The sequence below is a fragment of the Candidatus Saccharibacteria bacterium genome (genome assembly GCA_012965045.1).
Lineage (GTDB): Bacteria > Patescibacteriota > Saccharimonadia > Saccharimonadales > DTSZ01 > DTSZ01.
Window position 1 is genome coordinate 730,935 of the sequence record DTSZ01000001.1, and the last position, 20,783, is coordinate 751,717.

General features: G+C 44.5%; 13 protein-coding genes. 4 read left to right on the plus strand and 9 right to left on the minus strand.

Annotated features, from left to right (window positions below; genetic code table 11):
- The first annotated feature begins 43 nt into the window (after positions 1-43).
- A complete protein-coding gene (locus EYO12_03805) occupies positions 44-1,060 on the plus strand; it encodes a DNA replication/repair protein RecF (protein ID HIA92210.1) in 1,017 nt (338 codons plus the stop codon).
- On the opposite strand, the gene EYO12_03810 is transcribed toward EYO12_03805, so the two are convergent.
- The 9 genes from EYO12_03810 to EYO12_03850 all read right to left on the minus strand — a co-directional run bounded on the left by EYO12_03810 (position 1,038) and on the right by EYO12_03850 (position 18,830).
- The gene (locus EYO12_03810) at positions 1,038-2,318 is read right to left on the minus strand and encodes a hypothetical protein (GenBank protein HIA92211.1); all 1,281 of its coding nucleotides are present in this window, start codon (positions 2,316-2,318) and stop codon (positions 1,038-1,040) included. The genes EYO12_03805 and EYO12_03810 overlap by 23 nt on opposite strands.
- Positions 2,311-3,681 carry an N-acetylmuramoyl-L-alanine amidase gene (locus tag EYO12_03815; GenBank protein ID HIA92212.1) on the minus strand — a complete coding sequence of 457 codons (1,371 nt, stop codon included), beginning with the start codon at positions 3,679-3,681 and terminating at the stop codon, positions 2,311-2,313. Before EYO12_03815 ends, EYO12_03810 begins: the two co-directional genes overlap by 8 nt.
- On the minus strand, positions 3,678-7,223 hold the full coding sequence (locus tag EYO12_03820; GenBank protein ID HIA92213.1) for a hypothetical protein: 3,546 nt from the start codon (positions 7,221-7,223) through the stop codon (positions 3,678-3,680). Before EYO12_03820 ends, EYO12_03815 begins: the two co-directional genes overlap by 4 nt.
- A complete protein-coding gene (locus EYO12_03825; protein ID HIA92214.1) occupies positions 7,223-9,196 on the minus strand; it encodes a DUF87 domain-containing protein in 1,974 nt (657 codons plus the stop codon). Before EYO12_03825 ends, EYO12_03820 begins: the two co-directional genes overlap by 1 nt.
- Positions 9,196-10,128, minus strand: coding sequence for a hypothetical protein (locus EYO12_03830; protein ID HIA92215.1), 933 nt, complete (start codon positions 10,126-10,128; stop codon positions 9,196-9,198). The genes EYO12_03825 and EYO12_03830 overlap by 1 nt, the downstream gene beginning before the upstream one ends.
- An 87-nt stretch (positions 10,129-10,215) precedes the next feature.
- The gene (locus EYO12_03835; GenBank protein ID HIA92216.1) at positions 10,216-11,103 is read right to left on the minus strand and encodes a PrgI family protein; all 888 of its coding nucleotides are present in this window, start codon (positions 11,101-11,103) and stop codon (positions 10,216-10,218) included.
- Positions 11,104-11,121: 18 nt separating this feature from the next.
- Positions 11,122-13,845, minus strand: coding sequence for a hypothetical protein (locus EYO12_03840; GenBank protein HIA92217.1), 2,724 nt, complete (start codon positions 13,843-13,845; stop codon positions 11,122-11,124).
- 202 nt (positions 13,846-14,047) lie between these two features.
- Complete coding sequence (locus tag EYO12_03845; protein ID HIA92218.1) at positions 14,048-16,939, minus strand: hypothetical protein; 2,892 nt, start codon at positions 16,937-16,939, stop codon at positions 14,048-14,050.
- A 7-nt stretch (positions 16,940-16,946) separates the two neighbouring features.
- Complete coding sequence (locus EYO12_03850) at positions 16,947-18,830, minus strand: hypothetical protein (GenBank protein HIA92219.1); 1,884 nt, start codon at positions 18,828-18,830, stop codon at positions 16,947-16,949.
- A gap of 125 nt (positions 18,831-18,955) precedes the next feature.
- Between EYO12_03850 and EYO12_03855 the strand changes: the two genes are divergently transcribed.
- From EYO12_03855 to EYO12_03865, 3 genes are read left to right on the plus strand one after another with little or no spacing between them, the layout of a single operon-like run.
- Entirely contained in the window at positions 18,956-19,834 is an 879-nt protein-coding gene (locus EYO12_03855) for a hypothetical protein (protein HIA92220.1), read from the plus strand.
- Positions 19,834-20,481, plus strand: coding sequence for a hypothetical protein (locus tag EYO12_03860; GenBank protein ID HIA92221.1), 648 nt, complete (start codon positions 19,834-19,836; stop codon positions 20,479-20,481). Before EYO12_03855 ends, EYO12_03860 begins: the two co-directional genes overlap by 1 nt.
- Positions 20,482-20,781, plus strand: a complete 300-nt coding sequence (locus tag EYO12_03865; GenBank protein HIA92222.1) for a hypothetical protein — start codon at positions 20,482-20,484, stop codon at positions 20,779-20,781.
- The last annotated feature ends 2 nt before the right edge of the window (positions 20,782-20,783 follow it).

A 20,783-nucleotide genomic window follows, 5' to 3' on the forward strand; every position in this document is an offset into this window, starting at 1 on the left:
AGGACTTTATGAACTTTTTAAACTTTAGAAACCTGTAATCTTAATGATTAAATCAATAAGATTACAAAACTTTCGATGTTTTAATGACAAATCCTTTGACCTTGATCCAGGCGTAAATTTAATTGTTGGTAAAAATGGAATTGGTAAAACCACTGTTATTGAAGCAATTTACTGCGTATTAAACGGGGGTTCGTGGCGCGGTAAAGACGATAACCTTATTCAACACACAAAAGACTGGGCTCGAGTAGATCTTTTGCTTCGAGATAAATCAAAACTATCACTTACTCTCGACAATCGAACTGGACGACTTGTAAAAAAACAACTCATAAATAACGAACCAAAAAAAACCATGTCCTTAAAAACAGTCTTATTCGAACCAGAATTTATTCTTACATTCACTTCTCAACCAGATAAACGGCGTAACTGGCTTGATGATCTGATTGAGCGTACACATCCTAACTTTAAACAGATTAGAAACAATTACAAACGGGCGTTATCACAGCGTAACCGACTACTGAAACAACCGACATTTAGCAGTGATTCGATCTTTGTCTGGAATTTAAAATTAAGTGAATACGGAGCTCAGATTGCCCAGTATCGAGCGAGTATTATCGAGGATATCCAGGGCACTCTTAGCAGCGCTTATAACTCCGTTAGTGGCGGCACAGACACAGTAACAGCTTTATATCAAAACCAGTTTCCTGTTGAATCGTATTCTACTGCTCACCTACAAAAACTCGAAGATGCTATCGAAAAAGACAAAATTGTTGGCTTTACGACTAGCGGGCCTCATCGAGAAGACATTGTGTTCAAACTTAACAACGAACTAGTACTACAAACTGCTTCCCGGGGCGAAGTTCGCTCACTTGCCATGGCGCTTAAAAAAATTGAACTACAGTTATTAAAAGACGAGACAGTTATTGAATTATTTGACGATGCGTTTAGCGAGCTCGACTCTGTCAGGTCATCGCGCTTATTACAAAATGAACAGAATCAAACTATTGTTACAAGTGCTGAAACTAGAAAAATTGGCCACTCTATAAAATTGGTAGCCACGTGACATTATATTCGTAAATAGAAGCACCCCGTTGCTCGAAATAGGCCTCCACGGCGTTGATAGCCTCGGTTCTTTGTGAAGAGGAAATCGCAACTTCGAATCGATCACCGTTTTTATAATATGCTACATAATATAGAGGTAGTTGGTATTGCGTAGTCGACTCTTCAAACAGAGGCGCCTGTGAAGTTGACGTTAGTATAGTTTGCGATACTTCAGGCGTAAATGTTATGAATGAACCTTGTACATATAATGTATGAGTGTTTAGTGTTGATTCAATAAGTTCAAGATTTAAGATTTTTTCTTCGGGAATCCCCTCAAGATGATAAGTCAGCGAATCATCATCGGCTGGCATATGTCGCAATGTGCGTTTTTCAGAGTTTAATATATGCAAATCACCATCAGACAAGACATAGTTTCCTGGAAAAACATCACTTATTACTTCTGTGGTTCCATTTTCATCAAAAATAAATAGTTTTTCTGGATTGAGCTCTTCGAATCCAACATCTTGCGATAAGACTATGAAGTCGCTCCTATACCTTTCTACCTTCTGCTGTACGCTACCTTCGCTGTTTAAGTCGAGCTGCTTAAAGCCACTTTCATCGTACGAATATAATTTCCTTGAAACAGCAGAATCCAAGGTAAAAAAGCGGGCATCAGACTCAAAGAAAACTGGTTGATACGGCGTATCGATTGTAAATAATTGTTGTTCAGACTTTGCATTAACCGACCGACTAAATACTGCATATTCTTCACCATGAAGCTCGGAGACAACAGTTTTAGTATAAATGAATGCCTGTAAGTCATCTGACCAAACAGGCTTACCCATAGAGTCATTAATACTTAGATTTGATACAGGCGACATATTAGCACCTGATCCATCAACTATGTACCACAGTGGTTGACCCGTATCATCTTCACCAACAATAAAATTCGTATTGTAATAATTCGGCGAAGATAATTTAACAGCAATTTGATTATCACCCCAAACCATATCAACGGGCTTTGACCAGAATAAATTATTTGAAATTTTTGTTATATCACCATTAGCATTGAGGCTGTAAAATGCCCCAGCAGCATAAAACTTAATTTCACCATCTTTGGTGGATTTAAAGTCCGCCTCAGCGAATATTTGGCTATGAAGATATAGAGGTGTGGTCGAATTCCGAACACTAACTATTAAAAAAACTATCGCCACTATTAGCAATAGTGCGACAGAGCCCCAAATGATACCTCGTTTATTTTTAGAGAATAATTTATTCACCACTTCTCCTTTGTGCTTCTTCTAATACTGCTTGTAGATATGTCTCACCAGGGTCTGCTTTGCCGACGGGACTTGGGCAGTGAAGAGGATCTGTTTGGTAATGGCCCACCACGCCGATCAAGGCTTCAGGTTCGTTTACTAGTGGAATATCAAAGCGTCTACTCAGATCAACCACTGTATTTACAACCGAATCGAATTGTTCGGGGCTATTTAACAACTTCTCTTCATGTTTGCTGACGTCATTAGGAAATCCGTTTATACTCTCGATTTCTATGCCAATTGTTCTAGAGTTAACGCCACATGCGTGTGCAGTAAGTGTGTTTAAAGGCTCAACAAGCTTGTACATACCCCCTTCTTCGTCTGCATATAGCTGAACAGAACAACAGTTACCTGGCCGCCCCTCTATGCCCTGAACAAAGTCCGCAACGCTATTATGATTTCCGGCTGTCCAGTGTAAAACTATTGCTGTAGGATCTATTTCTGACCCCGAGAAAGATATAAAATCAATATAATTGGCTGTGCTTGATGAACAAGATCCAGAAGCGCCAGACAAGTCAACGTATTCAGTAGGCCCTAGCGGTGCATCCTGGTCGGCCCATGCATAATGCAGTATATCTCCGCTGTCTGGTGTTTTTATTGCAGCTTCAAGTTCTAAAAATGCCTCTGGCGATAAACCAGAAACTCGACCGGTATATTCTGGCGGAGTGCCATCTATAAAACCACGCCAATAATCAGGAGGGTTACTTCCACCTTGGTCATTTGTTCCCGTCCATGGGGCTGGCCCGGATTCAATAACTGCAGTAACAACGCTTTTATTAGTCCGAGGATTACTCACAAGAACTCTAGGGTGATTCTGGTAAAACGCAATATCTTCCTCTGGCCTGTCTACGCTCTGACTTTGGCCGCTCCAGGCCCAGTCGACGTATCTCCAGCGCATATTTATATACCATTGTTCTTCTTCGGGGACATTTGTGGGCAGAGCTCCAGCTCCACCACCACCGCTCCCACCGGTGCCGGCAAAACCATTTTGAGCTTCGAGCGGCACATTGGTGAGCTCATAGTGTCTCGATATGCTTCCACCATCGCCTTCAGGTCCACCTACTGGAAGATGTTGCTCCAGGCCAGTTCCACCACTGGTCGCCGGAAGTATGTGACCATCCAGCTCATCGCCAAGCCCGCCACCCGAAGAGCATGCTGCTGGACCGCTTTGCGTATCAATATATGGGGCGCCAACATCAAGTGCTCTTTTTTGTGCCTCTGACAAAGCAGCAGCTTTCGGTGAGTAGCCGTTGCTAAATAAGAAATTGAAGTTCAAGACAAAAACTAATAGTAAGATACTAATATTTTTAAAAACAATTTTCATGGTGTGTGCTCCGGCCCATCTGGGATGTTTAGGTCCACATGAAAGTGATCTCTGTGATTTGCGATGCAGTATGAATTGATCGGTGTGCCTTTCTCTTCTGCGTAATTTAAAATCGCTCTCGTTGTTCCATCCTGCCCGTCAATATGGCTTGAGGTAATAGGCACACCACTTGGCTTCGCTGTGGTCCCTCTGTCGCACCACCAAATATTATCAATTAAGCCGGTGTCTACAAATAGCTTGCCTAAATCTATTGTAGCTTGAGCGCTGAAGGAGGAGCTGTCATATGAAGCAGCCCATGGTGAGCCTTGAGCCAGTACATCAACAGCATGGCCCGTGTTGTGGGTGTTGTGCCCGGCTGCGTTCAAGTCACCTATATATAACTGAGAATTCGGGTAAGCCTCGTGGTAGGCCAGCCCGACGCTGTAAAGAACACAAATCAGCTCATATTGTCCGTATCTGCGGCTTTCATTTGAGTAGATAAAGTATTCATCATTTGGAGGTTCAGGCATTTTATAGTAGGTGAACCCACTCACTACACGAGTTTCTAATGAATCTTGGCTCGGACAGGTTAACCCCTCTAAGCCAACACCAGACCCAGCACTAGCTCCTGGGTTACTGCCGCTTGGAAGACCAATATCTTCACATGCGTTGTCGTCGGCGCTGGAAAGACAGGACATTTCTTGAAGAGCTCCCATATCGCGCAAGTAAATACGAAGATTTTGGTGAAAGCGTTCACCAGGTAATTTATAACAATGGTCTTCTGGTGGGAATTTTTCTTTGTCTTGTCGGGGGTTATGCCACGGGTCCGAATAATCTCTGTAAAAAACACCAACACAAACGCCATCAGACTTAGTGTTAGTCAGTTCTCGTGACATTTCGTGCAGTATTCGGATAATCTCACAAATGTCTGAGGTGCGTGAGTTAATCTGACACATATTTATTTCTCTGCCATTAACTATTTTGCTATCCGCACCGATCTCTGCGGATGTCCACCCAGCATCTCGTGCTACTTGGCGTTTTTCTGCCTCTAAACTAGTGCGTTCATCGTTTTGCTTTTCTAATACATAGTTAGTCGTACCCTGGCAAAAATCAGCCTTTCTTTCATCTTCTGGGTGGCGCGCACCAACCGCAGAACTTGGTCTTACTGAGCCATCTTCTTCAATAATCATGCCGTAGCATTGTTCTGCAAATTCACTAGAATACTCGCGGTATTTATTATGGTCATCAAAAGTGTCTACTAAACTAGGGAAACAGCTTGGATTGTCTCTGAAGATATAATTGTCGTAAATGCAGGGGTCGTTATTAACTTCTTCAGATTGAGAATGTTCGATCTCTTCATCTGTCCATGCTACCCGGTACAAGCCATTATATTGTTGAGCGACGCTGGTTATGCCAGTTGTACCAGCATAGGCGGCACCAGAAAACGGCTTAATGATTTGGTCGGGCATAATTGCGGCAATGGCCCGGCCGCCATATTGAACAGGGTTTTCGCTGTAGTTGTTTCGAATAAGCAGCTGAGCGACTAATGATCGAGGTTCTTTTATGTCAAAAATTCGAGCAAAAAATGGTTTTTGGGCGTACTCATTTCGCTGCTCCTCAAGCGCGCGTCCGTTAATTTTGGCCTCATCAGCTTCGCTAATTTTAAGCGCGCCCTTTGAGTAGGCATCTTCGTTGTTTGATAAAAGTTTTCCTACATCAGCCACATCCCAATACCCTGGTCCAGCAATATCAAATGGAATCGGTTGGCCAATGTAGCCCCTGACTGCCATATCGATAATATTAGACAACAGCGGACCGGCTGCTGTTTCGATCAATGCCGAAATTACTCCACCATCAACGATATCAATAAAAAATCCAGCTGGACCATTTACAAAATCGCAGGTTGTTTGAAGCCCAGGTATATTGCTAATAAAGTTAGATATCGGGTCTGATGTAGCGTCGAGTCGCGGCACGGTGTCTTCGGCTTGCTGTATACCACCCTCTTCACCTAATTTGTCTTTTAGTTTTGCAGATGCTGTCCAGTTGACTTCTTTTTCTGGAATAGTAATGGTCTTTCCGTCCTCATCTTTTACGGTGTAGGACTCTTCTTTTAGGTTAAATTGCTCAGCGTCTATCGCCGCCTCTTGGAGGTCGATTCCGGGGTCACTGGCTTTAAACTGCGAGCCAAGCGACTCGCCCTTTGCTGCCATTCGCATTGATTGCAGCCACACTAAGTTAAAATGCGCTGAGTCAATTTGCGAACTTATGCCTTGGGCTAAGCAAAGTCCTCCTATTATTCCAACGCCCCCAGCCGCTAAAGCCGTCCGCCCAGAGCTTACTTTTTCTGACCCTATGCCATCCCCGCTATTAGCATTTTGACTGCCGGCTTCTATTTCTGGATTCAATTCACGAATGGTGCCATCACTGTCAGTGTATGTTGAAGTCAAACCAACCCTCGCATCAACACCGTCTGTGATAGCACTTTGTCGGCTTTCTCTGACTTTTTGGCGGAATTCTTCAAAGGAAAATTTATCGTCTAGACTAGAGCGAACATCTCCCAGCCAACGGTAATTAACTCCAGCACGTATGCGCAAACGCCGCTTACCCAGCACGCCTGCATTTTTTATATCTTGATTGACTACCCGAGTAGCGACGTCTATCGCTTTTCTACCATCTCTGGTTTGGAGGTCGGTCAACTCAAGTCTGCCAGTCTCAGTATTTAATGTAAGTCTGTCGCCAAATTCTTCACGGAATTCATTCACTGTTCGTGTATCGCTTGGATCTATACTGATAGCACCAAGACGATTATTTGCTCCTCTGCTGTAATCTAGTTCAATACCACGCGCCCCCATAATATCTGTAATTGCGTCGGCTTGTTTATTCCCTAAAATACTCAGTCGTCGATTTTCTGGATTATTTGGATTGCGCAAAAATCGATACATACGGGTAGCAGCTGAAACATCTTGATCTTCAACAAAGGGTGCGTGAAATTGGTCAAGTAGTTCTGCGAAGTGAACGAATTGTAGGGGTCCTTGAAGTATTGAGCCTAGTCCAAAAAGCCCACCAGCGATTAAAATTCCAACTAATCCGTGGCGACGTCTGTATAAAAAACCACGGGTTTCAGTTTTTGCATTTTTTAGCAGCTTGTTTTCTCGAACCAAACCGCCGCTGGTTTGAACAGACTGATCTTTAGGTTTTTTGTCGTTATTATTTAGGTGTTCGTATTGCGAAGCCGTATACGGTCCACTCGAGCCGTTGCCAGAAGCTCCATTGGTGTTTTTCTTCTCCATAGGACTTTGAGTCCCAGGCTGTTGGTTGAATGGACTAGGACGAATTCCACTGAAGTTTTCATCATTTTTTGTTTGTTCATTTGGCGAGCTCTGATTGGCAAAATCCTCTATTTCTTGCAGCTTATTTTCACCTCCAGAATTTGCGTAGTTCTCAATATGCCCTATGCCTTTGTCGAGGGGGTTTTGTGCTGATGGCTGATTAAATATATCCTCAAGTCCATTTGCCGAAAGATCTTTGCGTTTCTTCGGATCTTTGAGGTTACCGCCAGCCACTAGAAGACTCCTGGGTTAGCGCCTCCACCAGGCGTATCGGTTGGTTTGTTTGCTTGTTCTTGCTGGATGCCAGACGGAGCGAGCGGGGTTTGGGGAACTTCTGGAGCCTTTGGTTGTGTAGCTTGCTGCTGTCGGCGCAGTTCGGCACCTTCGGCAAGTTCTTGAGCTTGCTTCATCTGCTTAATCTGTTCAGGATTGGTGCTAATAAGTTCAGTCTCTGTTGGGCTGGCGTCAATTTTAATGTGAATGTGGTTTTGGCCGGCAAAAAACAAGCCTTGTCCAACCGGGAAGTTGGTTAGGCGCTTAGTTTCCTCAGAGGTGAGCTTAAAGGTGTTGCTGACAATTTCTACGGCTGATGGAGCTTGTTTAAGAAGGATTTGCATCGACGAGTTGCTAACCACTGCCCGACCCATTTTGTTACTCAAAAAGTCTTCGACATCTTGGCTGATAGTAGTGAGGCCAAGGTAATATTTACGGGCTCGTTTTGCCAAGCTAAATAAGAAGTTGGCGCTGTCTTTATATTTCATTAACTGCCAAGCTTCATCAACAATTAACATGCGCTTTCGCTGGTCAGAGCGGACTTTGTTCCATATATAACTCAACACAATATACATGGCGACTGGCCGCAGCTCGTCTTCGAGGTCACGGATATTGAACACCACAAATTTATTGTTGATATCGACATTGGATTGCTGGCTAAAAATACCAGCAAAGGTGCCTGTTGTGTATTTACGTAGTAATTGGGCTAGTTGAGGACCAGTACCGCCGGTATTGAGCAGTGTGTTGTAGAGGTCAATTATGGTTGGCGGTGTCGAATTATGAGTAAGCGGGTCGTTGGTGATTCCAGCCTTGTGGTAGGTCTCAATCAAGGCTTGGTCTAGATCGGCTTCTGCTGCGGCACCAATGTTGCCACCCATCATCAGCCGCAGTAGGCCATGCAATGTCACCAGGTTTGAACGCAGGGCATTGTCGGCTTCTTCAGAGTCGACAACTTGCGGCAAATCAAACGGATTAATGTGAGTTTTCGAATTAAGGCTGAGTCGAACGTAGCTGCCGCCAACTGCTTCGGCTAATTTGTGATATTCGTTTTCGGGGTCAATAATTATTATTTCGGTACCAAGCATTAGGTTGCGTAGGGCCTCGAGCTTAACAGTAAACGACTTACCTGCACCGGACTTTGCAAATACCACCATGTTAGCGTTTTCTAGGCTAAAGCGATCAAAAATAACCAGGCCGTTATTGTGCATATTGATACCGTATAAAATGCCATTTTCTTGAGACAGGTCGGCTGATGTAAATGGGAAACTGGTAGAAATTGCTCCAGTATTCATGTTCCGACGGACCGATAATTGGTCTAGGCCTTGTGGGATCGTAGAGTTAAAGGCTTGCTCTTGCTGAACGGTAGCAGGTTTTGAGTACACTAGCTGCTGGCCAAGCACGCTTTCTACCTTATGCTGAACGTAGTTAAGCTCATCTAGGCTGTCGGCGTAGATCGTAAAGTACAGACTAAATCTAAAAAATCGCTCTTCACCTACTTGAAGTTTGTCTCGCAGTTCCTCGGCGTCGGTAATAGACGCTTGCAGGCCTGGGTCACGAACTTTGCCTTTTTCGGCATTAATCATAAGACTGGCTTCGAGTTGACCAACTTTTTTGCGAAGGTTTTCTAATACCACTTGACTGTCGACTGGGTTAATATACATCGACAAATCCATTACTTCGTCCATGTTGATAATGGGCGAAAGCCAGCCGGTGTAGATCTGCCGAGGATAGCCGTAGACATAAAAACTTCTTGCGTAACGGGTGCCTATTCGAAAGTAAGTTGATTCGTATTCAAGACTACTTGGAGCAATAAAGTCTCGAAGCGCCGACACGCCTTGCTGGAAACTAGCCTGCACCTCTTGTTGCTCGCGTAGCTGTTGCTGTTGAGCCAGCGTCATTGGGTCTTGTTGGTTTTTTTTGCCGAATAATGCCATTAGAACAGATTCTCCTTTAAGTCAGGTCGTGGTGCATCGCCTTCGCCGCGGGTAATGTATGGCTGTTCAACGCCGCTCGAACTACTGAGTGGTTGGGTTGTAGCTGTGTCGGGGTTGTAGACATCGTAGTAGAGCTCAATAAGCTCCTGAGTGTTGAGTGGTATTGCCTGTACGCCCATTTGATTCATTGACTCAAGCACAGCTTGGACGCGGTTTTTTAGCTCGGTTTTAGCTTTAATTAAATCCTCTTCGTTAATGGTGATAGTTGGAGTTTTACGGTTAAAGACAGCTGTAAACTTGCCAGCTTTGTTAGTTATATTTTGATGAGCAGTTGGCTCAAACGGAACAATCACAAAAAATTGCTTATCCATAATATTAGCTGTTTGCGAAAGGTATTCGATGTAGGCTAAGTAGTCTTCCATAAGTAGGCCAAGCAAAATATTGTCTTGGTTTTCGCGCAGCGTATTGAGTTTGTTTAGGTAATTTCTCAAATCAACTTTGCGTGAGCGCATAGTAATTTGAACTTGAAAATACAATGAATTTAAAAAACCTTGGTAGGCCGATTCCACGCCGCCTCGTTCTTGCGGACTCATAAGGTCAAAGTTAATGCTTTGAGCTAATACAACCGCTCGGTAGCTTCCATCTTTCATAATGACAATACCATCGCGAATTTCAGCAATTTGCAGACTGTTTTGGGTGCTGTTTGGATTGGTTGGCTTAGGTTGTTCGTGGGTTGTTTGTGGCTGCTGATTTTGAGGAGCTGGTTGCTGCTGGATTTGAGGCTGCTGAAATGCCTGCTGCGGCTGAGGGATTGGTTGTTGCTGGCCTAGGTTTTGCGCAGGGACTGGTTGTGGTTGAGTAACAGGATTATTTTCCGGTGTAAAAACCGGCTGCGCTGGTTGTGCTGCCTGTTGATTTTCTTGAGGATTCATTTGCGTAAAAAACCGCCCACCTGTTTAGAAACTGTTCTCTTCCCTTACCTCTGTATTGTAAGGCAAAAGCTATGCTTATTCCAGTGGTTAGTGCTGTATATTTAGCTCGTTGGAGTCAGTGCTGTGCTCGATTTCCATTTCTTGAGCTCGAGCGGCAATGGAACTGACAGATAGTTCTTGATTTTGCTCCAGCTCTTTTATTCGCTGCTGTAGTGCTTTGTCGTCTTGGGTCGGCTGGACTGGTTCGACCTGCTCACTAGTTGTTTGATATGGGTTTACATAGTTCTGACTGCCTAAAGTCGAAGAGCCTTGATCAGCAACCGCACTGGCCTGATTGCGTAAGCGTTCGATTAATTCGTCTCGAGCGGTTTGTTCGCTTTGAGTTGTTTGTTGGTTAAACGCCTGGGCTACTGGGTTGGTGGCGTCGTCATAGATGTCGTCATTTGTAACGTCTTCCGGCGCCTGATCATAGACTGTTGTGACTTCACTCGGTTTTATTAGACGATCGTCGTCGGCTAAACCTGCACCCAGTGGCTCTTGCAGGTCGGCTCGTTTAGTTGCCCAACCACGAGTGTCGACAATTTGGGCTAATTGTTTTAGTTGGCTACGAACTTGGTCTTGGCTGCGGCCATCGCCCAAGTGAGTTTCGATCTTTTTTGGAACTTTAATGGTTACTTGCTCGACTATGCCGTCGCGCGACCACAGTCGTTTACGCGGCCTAAACCAAAAATTTAAATAGGCAATCACCTTGTTTTCTACTGGTTGATCTTTTGGTCGGTATACCCCAATCAAACCACAAACAAAAATTACTGGAAACAACGGTATGGCTGCAAAAAAGCTGACAGTGGCTACTAACTGAAACGCCACGAATATAGCAATTATAGTTACGATCAAAAAAACAAATTGCTTAAACGTAAACGGCCCAAGTAGCTTGTCCTCTGCCTCAACATCCTGTGGAACTTTGTAGTAGCCCATGTTTTTAGTTTAGCAAAACTATTTCTTATTTCCTTTTTCAGCTTCTTCTACTAATCGTCTGACTCTTTCAGGTGTTAACTTCTCTGCCGTTAGTGTGCTTGAATTTCCATTAGGAACAAATATTTTACTTGGTTCTGCTTTCGTCTCTTCGCTTGGCGGCGGTGCCGGATGCGGTGAAGGTGGAGGGGTTGGAGGTGGGGTCTGCGGAACAGCGGGAGGGCTGGGACCTGTTTTTAGAGTCGATGCAAGCCCGTAAGCCCTTTCTCGTGCGGAATTAATAGGATGGTCTGCCTGATCATTAGGGCCGGAGTTGAGCACACTATGTGCAAGCTCTCGCACATCAGCGTTTGGTGAATTTAGACCGTAACCGAGTTGCGTTGTAGCCCTGGCAACTTTTTCATCATCTCCAGAAAGCAAGTCGTTGAGTATCAATTGTTTCGTCTCTGGAAGATTAGCAGTAGATTGGTGCATTGCAGCAAACTGTTCTCCTCTAAGGCTGTGAATCTGTTTAGCCAATTCATTGTTGTTGACTTTATATGTTCCGTCTTGTTGTTTTTCCATTGCGGCAACATGGTACTGGCCAGTTTGCATTGCTTGGCTTTTGAGACGGTTAACATGCGCTTCTCGCTGATCTTTTTTAAGTCCCTTTAGAGATCCAGCAGATTGAAGCACTTTTTCATCGAGCCAACCATTTTGAGCTGCGGCAAATTGTGCCGCCTGAATCGATCGGGTAGATGTAGCGTGATCACCAACACCTCTAGCTGTATCAATTAATTCGTCTTTACTTAAATTACTGAGAGTTTTGGTTTCTTCGGCAATGCCAGCCGCGTCGATGTTGCGTCGTTGGTACTTACTGTTACCTATTTGTGCAGCTCTGCGCGCAAAACGGTTATTGCCAGTTTTGTTCACACCAAGTGCTGTTTCGTTTCGATATCTTTCGCGTTTCTTCTTCGCAAAACCACCACCGATGCCGGCTCCACGCTTACTTAAGCCACTTGCGAAGTTGCCAGCCATACCCATAGCTTGACCGGCGAACTTAAAGGTAAATGGAATCATAAAATACGGCGCAATCACAGCTATCAAGCCAATTAATTGGAATATTGCAGAGGCCGTGCTTTCGGATTGACCGAAATTGGCAATGAGGTGAGTAAATTCGTTACCGATTGCAGCAAATGTTTCGATAGGATTAATAGTAGAACCGAGCGTGCGTGCGCCTGCCCCTAAGATGCCGCCCATAAAATCACCAACGGTTATTAGCCCGACTATTAAGGGGTACATAAACCCAAGCTTTAAGAATGTACTAAACCACTGCTGGGCGTAGCGCTGCGTGTTTGGAAGAATCCAGGCCACCATAGCAATTGGTGAAATAAGAACTAAGAACACCAACAGAACTTGTCTGAGCCCAAGCGTAAACAATACCCCTAAAAGACCGAGCAGCGCAGCGCTCAAAATAGGCAAAGCAAAGAATAATATGACACCAGCTACAGCACCAACCGCAATAACTACGGTTCCTGCGTTAGCCCAAAAGCCAGAGACTGACAAATCAAGGCTGAATGACCGGCCACCATCCATTGGTGACAAAATAAGACCACGCACACCAGCACCAAGTACGTTCATAAGATCTGAAAATATAACACATAAGAAATAACTGAGCTGAACCAATATTATAGCTACAACAAGCCGAGGCAGCATTTTTTTAACTGTGTAGGCGTCGAGGTTTATCGATAAAGACTGTGCAAAAATAACTACAAATAGCGCAATGACAAACAATATGTTGGCGATGTTTCTAAACCGTGACCAGCTGTCTCGTATTAACGTAGCGCTGCCATCGTCTTGATTAAGAGTGACTACACTGGATTCAGATTCATCTCCTGTAGAGGCGTTAAAGCGTACCGTTTCGGCATTCAGTGCGTTAAATTGCAGCATCGGTGCAATGAAGTTATTGAATAAACCTGAAAGACCTTCGTTTAAAAAGTTAAAAATTGGACACAATACCCAGGCCAAGACACCACCTTCCGATTCGCAGACGAGGAGATCAGCGTTTTCTGCGTCCAATTCTTCTTGATCATCTTCAATTGCATTCACACAATTGGCTACACGCTGGATCTTTACTTCTCTAGTATTGTTGTTGTCTAGGGCGGCAAGTAAACAATTTTCAAGCTGCTCCGATAGTGAGCTAACCTCGATTCCGGAATCTTCTATACAAAATTCAATATCAGAATTAGATATGTAACAGTCTACAAAAGCAAGCGCGGCGGTTGCGTCTTCTGCTGGAGTCTCGTCATCCGTAGGACCGGATTCCAGAAATTCTATTAGTACATTGCTTGAGGTAACATTTTCAAGAACCACTTCACCTATCTCTGGCGTTGCCGCTCCTATAGCTATATCTGGTTCCGCCACATTCATATAAAATGAGTAGCCAAGCCCGGCATTAGTAAATGCGTAAATACCATCAGTAGAGGTAGTTTCTGATAAAGTCGCGTCCAGGCAGAACAGCCTCTCATCTGGCAGATCACCGCCATGCAGCCGTATTGCTACTATCTGATCATTATGCCCAAATAGGGGCTCGAAATCAGTATTTATATATGACCCACATTCACCATCTAGTGGAGCAATAATATATTCTGCATTCGCAGATTCTAATATGTCGGTTATAGCACTTACTTCTTTGCTAAACAGGGGTGCGGAAAATAATAAAAGAAAACTCACGATAAAGACAGTAATTTTTATTTTTCCACTCATTTACTCTTGATAATATCAAATCAAAACGTAAGCGTATAGAGCACGAGTTGAGGTCAACTCAACTAATTTACAATATTCATTTTCCATATCACAACCTAAAGGGTTCCAAGAATTAGAATAAATTGCCGAACATCCACAATGTATATAATCCATGCTGTTAGTTACGAACTAAAAACTGCAAACTGCGAAATACGATCTAGCCCTAAAAATTAAACTCGTTAATTTCGTCAGTAAATTGTACGCCACGCGACTGCATATAGTTGTAGGCGTAATTAGCTTGTTTAACAAATTCTTCCATATGACGTATGCCTTGACCAGACTGACCATAGCCTCCGACTCGAGCACCGTCCTTGTCGTCGTCACCACCCATTTGTTGCATGCGCGCAATCAATTCAGCTCGTTTGGTTGGGTCATTTAAGGCCACGTTCATGGTGTCGGCCTTACGCTTAAGGGTGTCGATAGCATTAATATTTCGTTGATTATTTGGCTGACGGATCATTTCGTTTAGGAACGCGTCATCGCCCAACCACCTAGAAACATATCGCCACGAACTGCCGGCCTCGCGCTCAGTTCCCGCATTACCAAAGTCTTCTAGGCTGGATTGACGAGCTCTAAAAATGGCTTCGCGTTCTTTAGTGTCAGAGATTTGATTAAGGTCTTTAGCGAACCATTTACCACCCAAGTCGGCAGAATCAGAATGGTCATAATCTAGTAGAACGTCAGGACTGGCAAAACCAAAGAATGGTCGGTGCCCTTGGCTTTTTACGCGGGCATGGTAGGCTTGCCACAATAGCTCTGCAGTACCCCTGTCGATCTCGCCGTCTTTGTACATTCTGCCAATTCCGTAGGTGTAGTTAATACCGCGGTCCAGCAAGAATCCTGTGTCCTGCAGGGCTGCGTCCAAAGTGGAATACAGCATAGGTGTACTTTTGGTAATATTTTTAATCTCATGCTCAAATGGTTTAGCCGATTTAATGTGGTCATTTTTCCAGTTGGCGTAGCTAGCCAAGCTCTTAAATGGTTTGTCACCCCAGTACAGGCGACGTAGGTTCATTGGGTGAGTTGCGCTAACTACGCCCTGCATACGTTGCGTACCAGCGTTAAACACGTGCGCCGACTTCCAGCTTGGTCGTAGGAATCGTCGACTTATTGGTAGTGCTCTACCAGCTTTGTCGTAGACCTGCATTTGTCGCTCGGCTTTGCTGTAGTTAATATTACTCTTCCAGCTAAGTGGGTTGTTGGCGTCGCCTTGAGCAGCAGATCTGGATCGGGCTGTAAGATTAGTGATCGAGTTAGTGAAGCCTTTAAACAGTCGGCCAGCAAACGAAAACAAGATTGGTATTGCGAAAAGCACAATCAGCCCAATTGCTGAACCGATCAACATATTTACTTCACTTTGGCCGGTTCCAAGTGCTAAATAGCTAAGGAGCGACCCCGCCCCAAAGACCATAGCAATGAGCGGATAAATTACAATTAGTTTACCGAGGTTGTCGAACCATTCTCTCATCCATTTTTCTGTAGCCGGGAATAAGCCAAGAATGAAGGCAATTGGCGCTAAAACGATTAATACCACAATAATTAACTGACGCAGTACAAGCGCCAAGAAAACACCCAAGATACTTATTAATAATCCGAATATAAAGAACACCACCACTCCCGGGACAAACCAGGTGTAGAAGAAAGCGCCCATGATTGCCAAAATTACTCCCAAGCCTGCACCAACGGTTTTATCAACACTGTTAAGGCTTAGAAAGTCTGCGCTGGACGGTAGGGCGTTAGCTACGCTGCCGCTGCCATAAACTGGGATATCTTGCAGCGCTCCGTTACGCACACTGTTAAAAATAGTGGCAATACCTTCTGCGGCTACATTCCCCATATCAACCATAATTGCTGCGATAAAATAACTAACCTGAATCATGATTGTTATGACGACCAGTCGCGGAACAGTTCTTTGAATACTATAGGTACCGCTTTGACTGACAACCATTAGATAAATAAGCCCAATGAATGCCACGGCTAGCAGCACGTTGGCAATGTTTCTGAATTGTTTCCAGGCATTGTAGATATACACACTGTTATTGCCGGTCGCTGGTGCAGTTAATAGTGAGTCTGTGTCGAGTATATCCAGAACTACATCTTGGATAGGCTCCACCACTTTGTCGATTGTAAAGTTAACAATTGGACACAAAATCCAACTCAAAATACCCACCTCTTGAATACAACGATCATCAAATGTGTCACTGACTTCGCTGCTGAACTGAGCGTCGATAACAAAAAAGCTAATGTAGTCATACAGGCGCTGAGTATTTGAATTGAAAGAGGTAAATTCGGCTAAGTCTGCCCCTTGATCCAACGGCTGGCTGTGTGGCCGTTCGTCAGGTAGTTTAATGAACGACACAAAATTCCCGTTGCGGTGAATAAATAGCCTGTCATTGTCACAAACTGAATTGTTAGGAAAAATCCCTGCTTGATTACTTTCTGGCGACACAACAGGACAGTCACCGTTAGTTACAAGCTGGAAGTTTCTGCCTTGGGAGTCGACAACAGTTGTGTAGTCGTCATTGGTGTAGCGGTAGGGCGGGCTGTACGGAGCATAATTTTCACGTTCTACCAGTGCAGAATCCGCATTTGCCCCGCCAATAACTACAGCATTAACGCGTTCTACAATTTCTCCAGATTCGCTCGCAAAAAAGCTGGCAATCGGAAAGCCTTGGTTTGCTTTTAAGCCACGCAGGCTTGCTAATTGACCATCAACATACAGCACGCTTCCAGCGCTAGAACTACCGTTGATCCAAAAAAATGAGGCCGGTATATCACCTGGACATGCAAATTCTGTGTTGCCGTCCCCTTCTAAATCAGTCACATATCGATCTGCAGCGCTTATCCCGCCATCGCCCAGACAGACAAAGTTATTACCACTACTTGTATAGATGTTGCCTTGGCTATCGACAATATTTCTGTAGGGGTCCCCAGATGCCTCTTGGTACCTGTAAACTCCTTGGCCGCTCCCATCAAACCGGGCAGCATCAACAGGCGTAGCTAAAAATAGCTGCGCTATGAATGTCGCCAGCAGGATTGATAGAAGTTTATGCATTATTTATTTAACTCCCACCTGCTCCGGCAGCTTCTTCAAGGGCCTGGCCTTGTTGGTTTTGTTCAGATAAGTCTTGGAAATCTTCTGGACTGACCGCAGAATCGCCTGCGTCAAAATCTTCTCCTAGTTCTTCTTCTAGTTCTTCAGTATCCATTGGCGCACCAGCAGGAACGTCAGCTTCAAAGGTCGGTTGAGCTTGGTCTCCAGATTCGTCTCCAATAACCGCTAAGGATGCCGCTACAGCAAAAGCACACAAGGCGCTTACTAAGCGAACGTTACGAGTTGCGTCATGGGCTCGCTCAAAGCCAGCTTGGTCAAACGGTTTAAGAGCGTCTGGGTAGGCAACTTGCATTTTTTCTACTGCTGTTGCTTCGTCAGGGTTGCCTTCTAGTGGCTTTGGAGCGCGCGTTTGTGACACCTGGTCAGCTAAATGCTCTTTGCGCTTGGTGTCTTCAATTTTATTTTTGTGTCGCTCACTAACACCGGCCTGCCCGACCTTTATTAGACCGTACGAACCAGCAATAATAGCTAGAGTGTTTTCAAAGCCTCGGCTCAAATCCATTTCTGAAACCCTAAAGTATAGTTCAGTAGCAAGAGTAGCAACAGCAGCACCTACATGTGCAACTTTGTGATCTTTGCTCCACTTATATGATTCACCTTCTTTTTCAACACCTTCGTTTGGGAATAAAGGTGGAACCCCAACCTCATTCGGGTCTTTTCCAGCTTTAGTTTTTGCCTTTCGGCGCTTGTCATCTGCCTTCGATTCTGACTTAGGGTGCAAATCTCGGTAAGTGCTTGTAAACTTAAAGCCTTCTTCAAGGGCGTGGGCGGCTTGCTTGTCAAAAGCCTCGCGCATTTTCATCGCGGCCTGCTCTTCATAGCTGGCTTCTTTTATGGCAACTTCTTCTTCGGTGCCGTCTAGGTGCTCATTTGAGGTGTTAAATTCTTCTCGTGCTTTATGCCCTTTTGCTAATAAAACCTCGCTGCCAATTGTGGCGGCGTGTTTGGTGCATGTTTGCCAGTATGATTCGGCTTCTTCGTCCGTGAGTCTACCTGCGCTGCTTTGTACTGGATTCTCCACGTGCAGCAACTGTGCTTCACCGGCTCTTTGAGCAAGCGAATCTATTAGATCATATGAAAGTGCAAGAATTTTCTCACGTACTGTACCGGTGCTACCAACAAGATCGGCATATCGATTAAGTCGAATAGCGACATTTCTTGTAGTGCCGCCATCGTCGAATTCTATTGTGTTTAATTTTTTTATTGCACCTATTGGTAGTGAGTTGGGGTCAGCAACCAGCTCGTTTGCAACCTCTTGTAAAGCTTTAATTTCTTTGTCTAGTTGATCTTCAAAATTAGCAGCCGTAAAGTCATCTTTTTTTCGATCATAACTTGTAGATTGCCAAAAACCATCTTCAAACGGATTATTGCGCTCCCACTCTTTGCGGCCTTTTACTTTTTTCTTTTCCGCTTCTTCAGCTTGTACTTCTGCCGCGCTCTTACCCGCCCCAGTGCCGCTACCGGTTGATTTTGCCCGTGCTGCATCTGCTGCCGCCCGTGCTTGGTCTGCCTTTGCCCGTGCGTCGGCGTCGGCTTCGGCTTTTCTAGCATCAGCTTCGGCTCGTGCTTTTTCAGCATCAGCATTAGCTCTTACAACATCAGCAGTGGTTGCTTGAGCTCCTCCAACTAGATCTTTAAGCATGTCAAATGCACTCTGTGTTGCTTCTGCTTGGCCCTCTGCCCGAGCTGCTCTTTCTATTGCTTCAACCTCTGCTGGCGTAAATGTATGACCTTGTTCAACTACTCCGTCTTGTGCAGCTACAACATGATTGTCGCTATTAGATTCGCCATTAGACTCTGGGATTTGAGGGATACTTTCGCCATCCGCCATGTTTATTCACCTCGTAACACTTAATTTTCGTAATTATAGTACAATAATTTTTATTTATTTGCAAGGATATGTTGAGTTGTTTTTGTTGCTGGCGTAGTGTACTCTGACCTCAAGGAACAATGCAAGTGAAAAAACAAATATTTACATTACTCGTTGGACTCGCACTACCAATCGTGTTCTTTTGGCCTGTTTCAGCACAAAGCTCGGTAACAATTTATGACTATGAAGAGCCGGACCCCGTATACACCGCCACTAATATACGGAAAAGACTCTGTGGCAGTAGCGGCTGTGGTGGTGAAGAGCGCTATTTATTCATCGAAAGGGATGGCGCGGAATATATTTTTCGGTCGTCTTCTAACCAAGAAATTATTGTAGAAAACATATGTTCACAGGTTGGACTAGTTGTCAGTACAAATACCTATCAGAGTATCGAGGATAGTAACGTTTTTAGAGAAAGATTTAATATCAATCAAACTTCTAATCCCATATGCCCAAGCCCTGGAGACTCAGGCCAAAGCACGCCAACTATTCCGGACGACGAACCTGCTCCAAGTCCAGCAGAAGAGCCGAGTACTGAGGAAACAGCCACTACTGACCCAGAGCCAGCCACACGCCAAGGTCCTGATGCTGTACAGGACTCAACCAGTATCGATGCAACGCCGTGTGAAGATAACGAGGTTTTTATAAGTATAGGTGTTGGCGATGATCCGGCTATTCGCGAAGTTGAAGGCGGTTATTGTATTCTTTCTGACGCAGATTCTGGCCTGGCTGGAAACCCAATAATTGTTTATTTAAAAGGGATCATTAGGTTTTTAGCGGTTGGTGTTGGTCTAGTGGTAACCACCGCTATTGTAGTGGCCGGGATCCAGTATTCTTCGTCGAGGGATAATCCGCAACTTATCCAGGCTGCTATGCAGCGGTTGACTAATGCTATTATAGCTTTGATAACATTTATTTTTATGGCGACAATACTTAATTTCTTAATACCAGGAGGACTGTTGTAGTGAAGAAGCTTTTCATTCCATTATTAGTAGCTTTGTTGGTTACTGTCTTTCCGTCCCCTATTAAAGTTAGTGCAGACCACGGTGCAGGGTCGTTGTGTACTGACGGAACGATTATTTTGGACGACAACACTACTTGTTCTGATCAAGGCAAAACTGCTACATCTGCTGCCGTACAAGCTGCATGTCACGATGCTGGCAGCTCGACCGCTGATGCTGGAGAAAGAGCTGGAGCTCGTTTTGCATGTATCCAAAATCAAACCACAGATGCTGATCAGCCTGAGAATCCAGTCGTTCCTGGAAGTTCGAGCGGCAATGCTTGTACGCTTGGCCAAAACAACTTTTTTGGTGTTCCGCCTTGGCACCGGTACCTCGACGGTCAGCTCGACGCTGATGGAAGTTGTTCGGTGAAGATAAATCAACTGACAGACATATGGAAAATAGTACTGGCCGTATTGCAAATCCTATTAAGAGTAGCCGCCTATGTAGCCACTGGATTTATGATTTATGCCGGCTTTAGATACATGACTTCTAATGGAAACCCAGAAAAAACTAAACAAGCACTGGGTTCTATTCGTCTCGCCGCTATTGGGTTAATTATAACTATTGCTTCAAGTTTAATTGTGAGCTTTATTGCGGGGAGGTTCTAGATGTTTAATATATTTGCACAAGGAATTTTGGGCAGTTGCGAGGATTTGAACCTACCTAATTGTGATGCAGCACGAAATGGTGGCGGCAACGGCGTTGAACAGCTGCTAAGCATTGTGTTTTTAGTCGCGGGTGGTGTTGCGACACTATACATAATTATCGGGGCTATTAAGTTTGCTTCTTCTAACGGCGACCCTAATAATCTTAAAGCTGCACGCGATACCATTTTGTATGCGGTTATCGGCTTAATTGTGTCGCTGTCTGCGTTTGGCATAGTTCGCTTTGTAGTTGGGAGCACCTAGGG

Coding starts and splice junctions, on each gene's coding strand:
- EYO12_03805 (HIA92210.1), top strand. CDS start 44: ATGATTAAATCAATAAGATTACAAAACTTTCGATGTTTTAATGACAAA.
- EYO12_03815 (HIA92212.1), bottom strand. CDS start 3,681: ATGAAAATTGTTTTTAAAAATATTAGTATCTTACTATTAGTTTTTGTC.
- EYO12_03825 (HIA92214.1), bottom strand. CDS start 9,196: ATGGCATTATTCGGCAAAAAAAACCAACAAGACCCAATGACGCTGGCT.
- EYO12_03830 (HIA92215.1), bottom strand. CDS start 10,128: ATGAATCCTCAAGAAAATCAACAGGCAGCACAACCAGCGCAGCCGGTT.
- EYO12_03835 (HIA92216.1), bottom strand. CDS start 11,103: ATGGGCTACTACAAAGTTCCACAGGATGTTGAGGCAGAGGACAAGCTA.
- EYO12_03840 (HIA92217.1), bottom strand. CDS start 13,845: ATGAGTGGAAAAATAAAAATTACTGTCTTTATCGTGAGTTTTCTTTTA.
- EYO12_03845 (HIA92218.1), bottom strand. CDS start 16,939: ATGCATAAACTTCTATCAATCCTGCTGGCGACATTCATAGCGCAGCTA.
- EYO12_03850 (HIA92219.1), bottom strand. CDS start 18,830: ATGGCGGATGGCGAAAGTATCCCTCAAATCCCAGAGTCTAATGGCGAA.
- EYO12_03865 (HIA92222.1), top strand. CDS start 20,482: ATGTTTAATATATTTGCACAAGGAATTTTGGGCAGTTGCGAGGATTTG.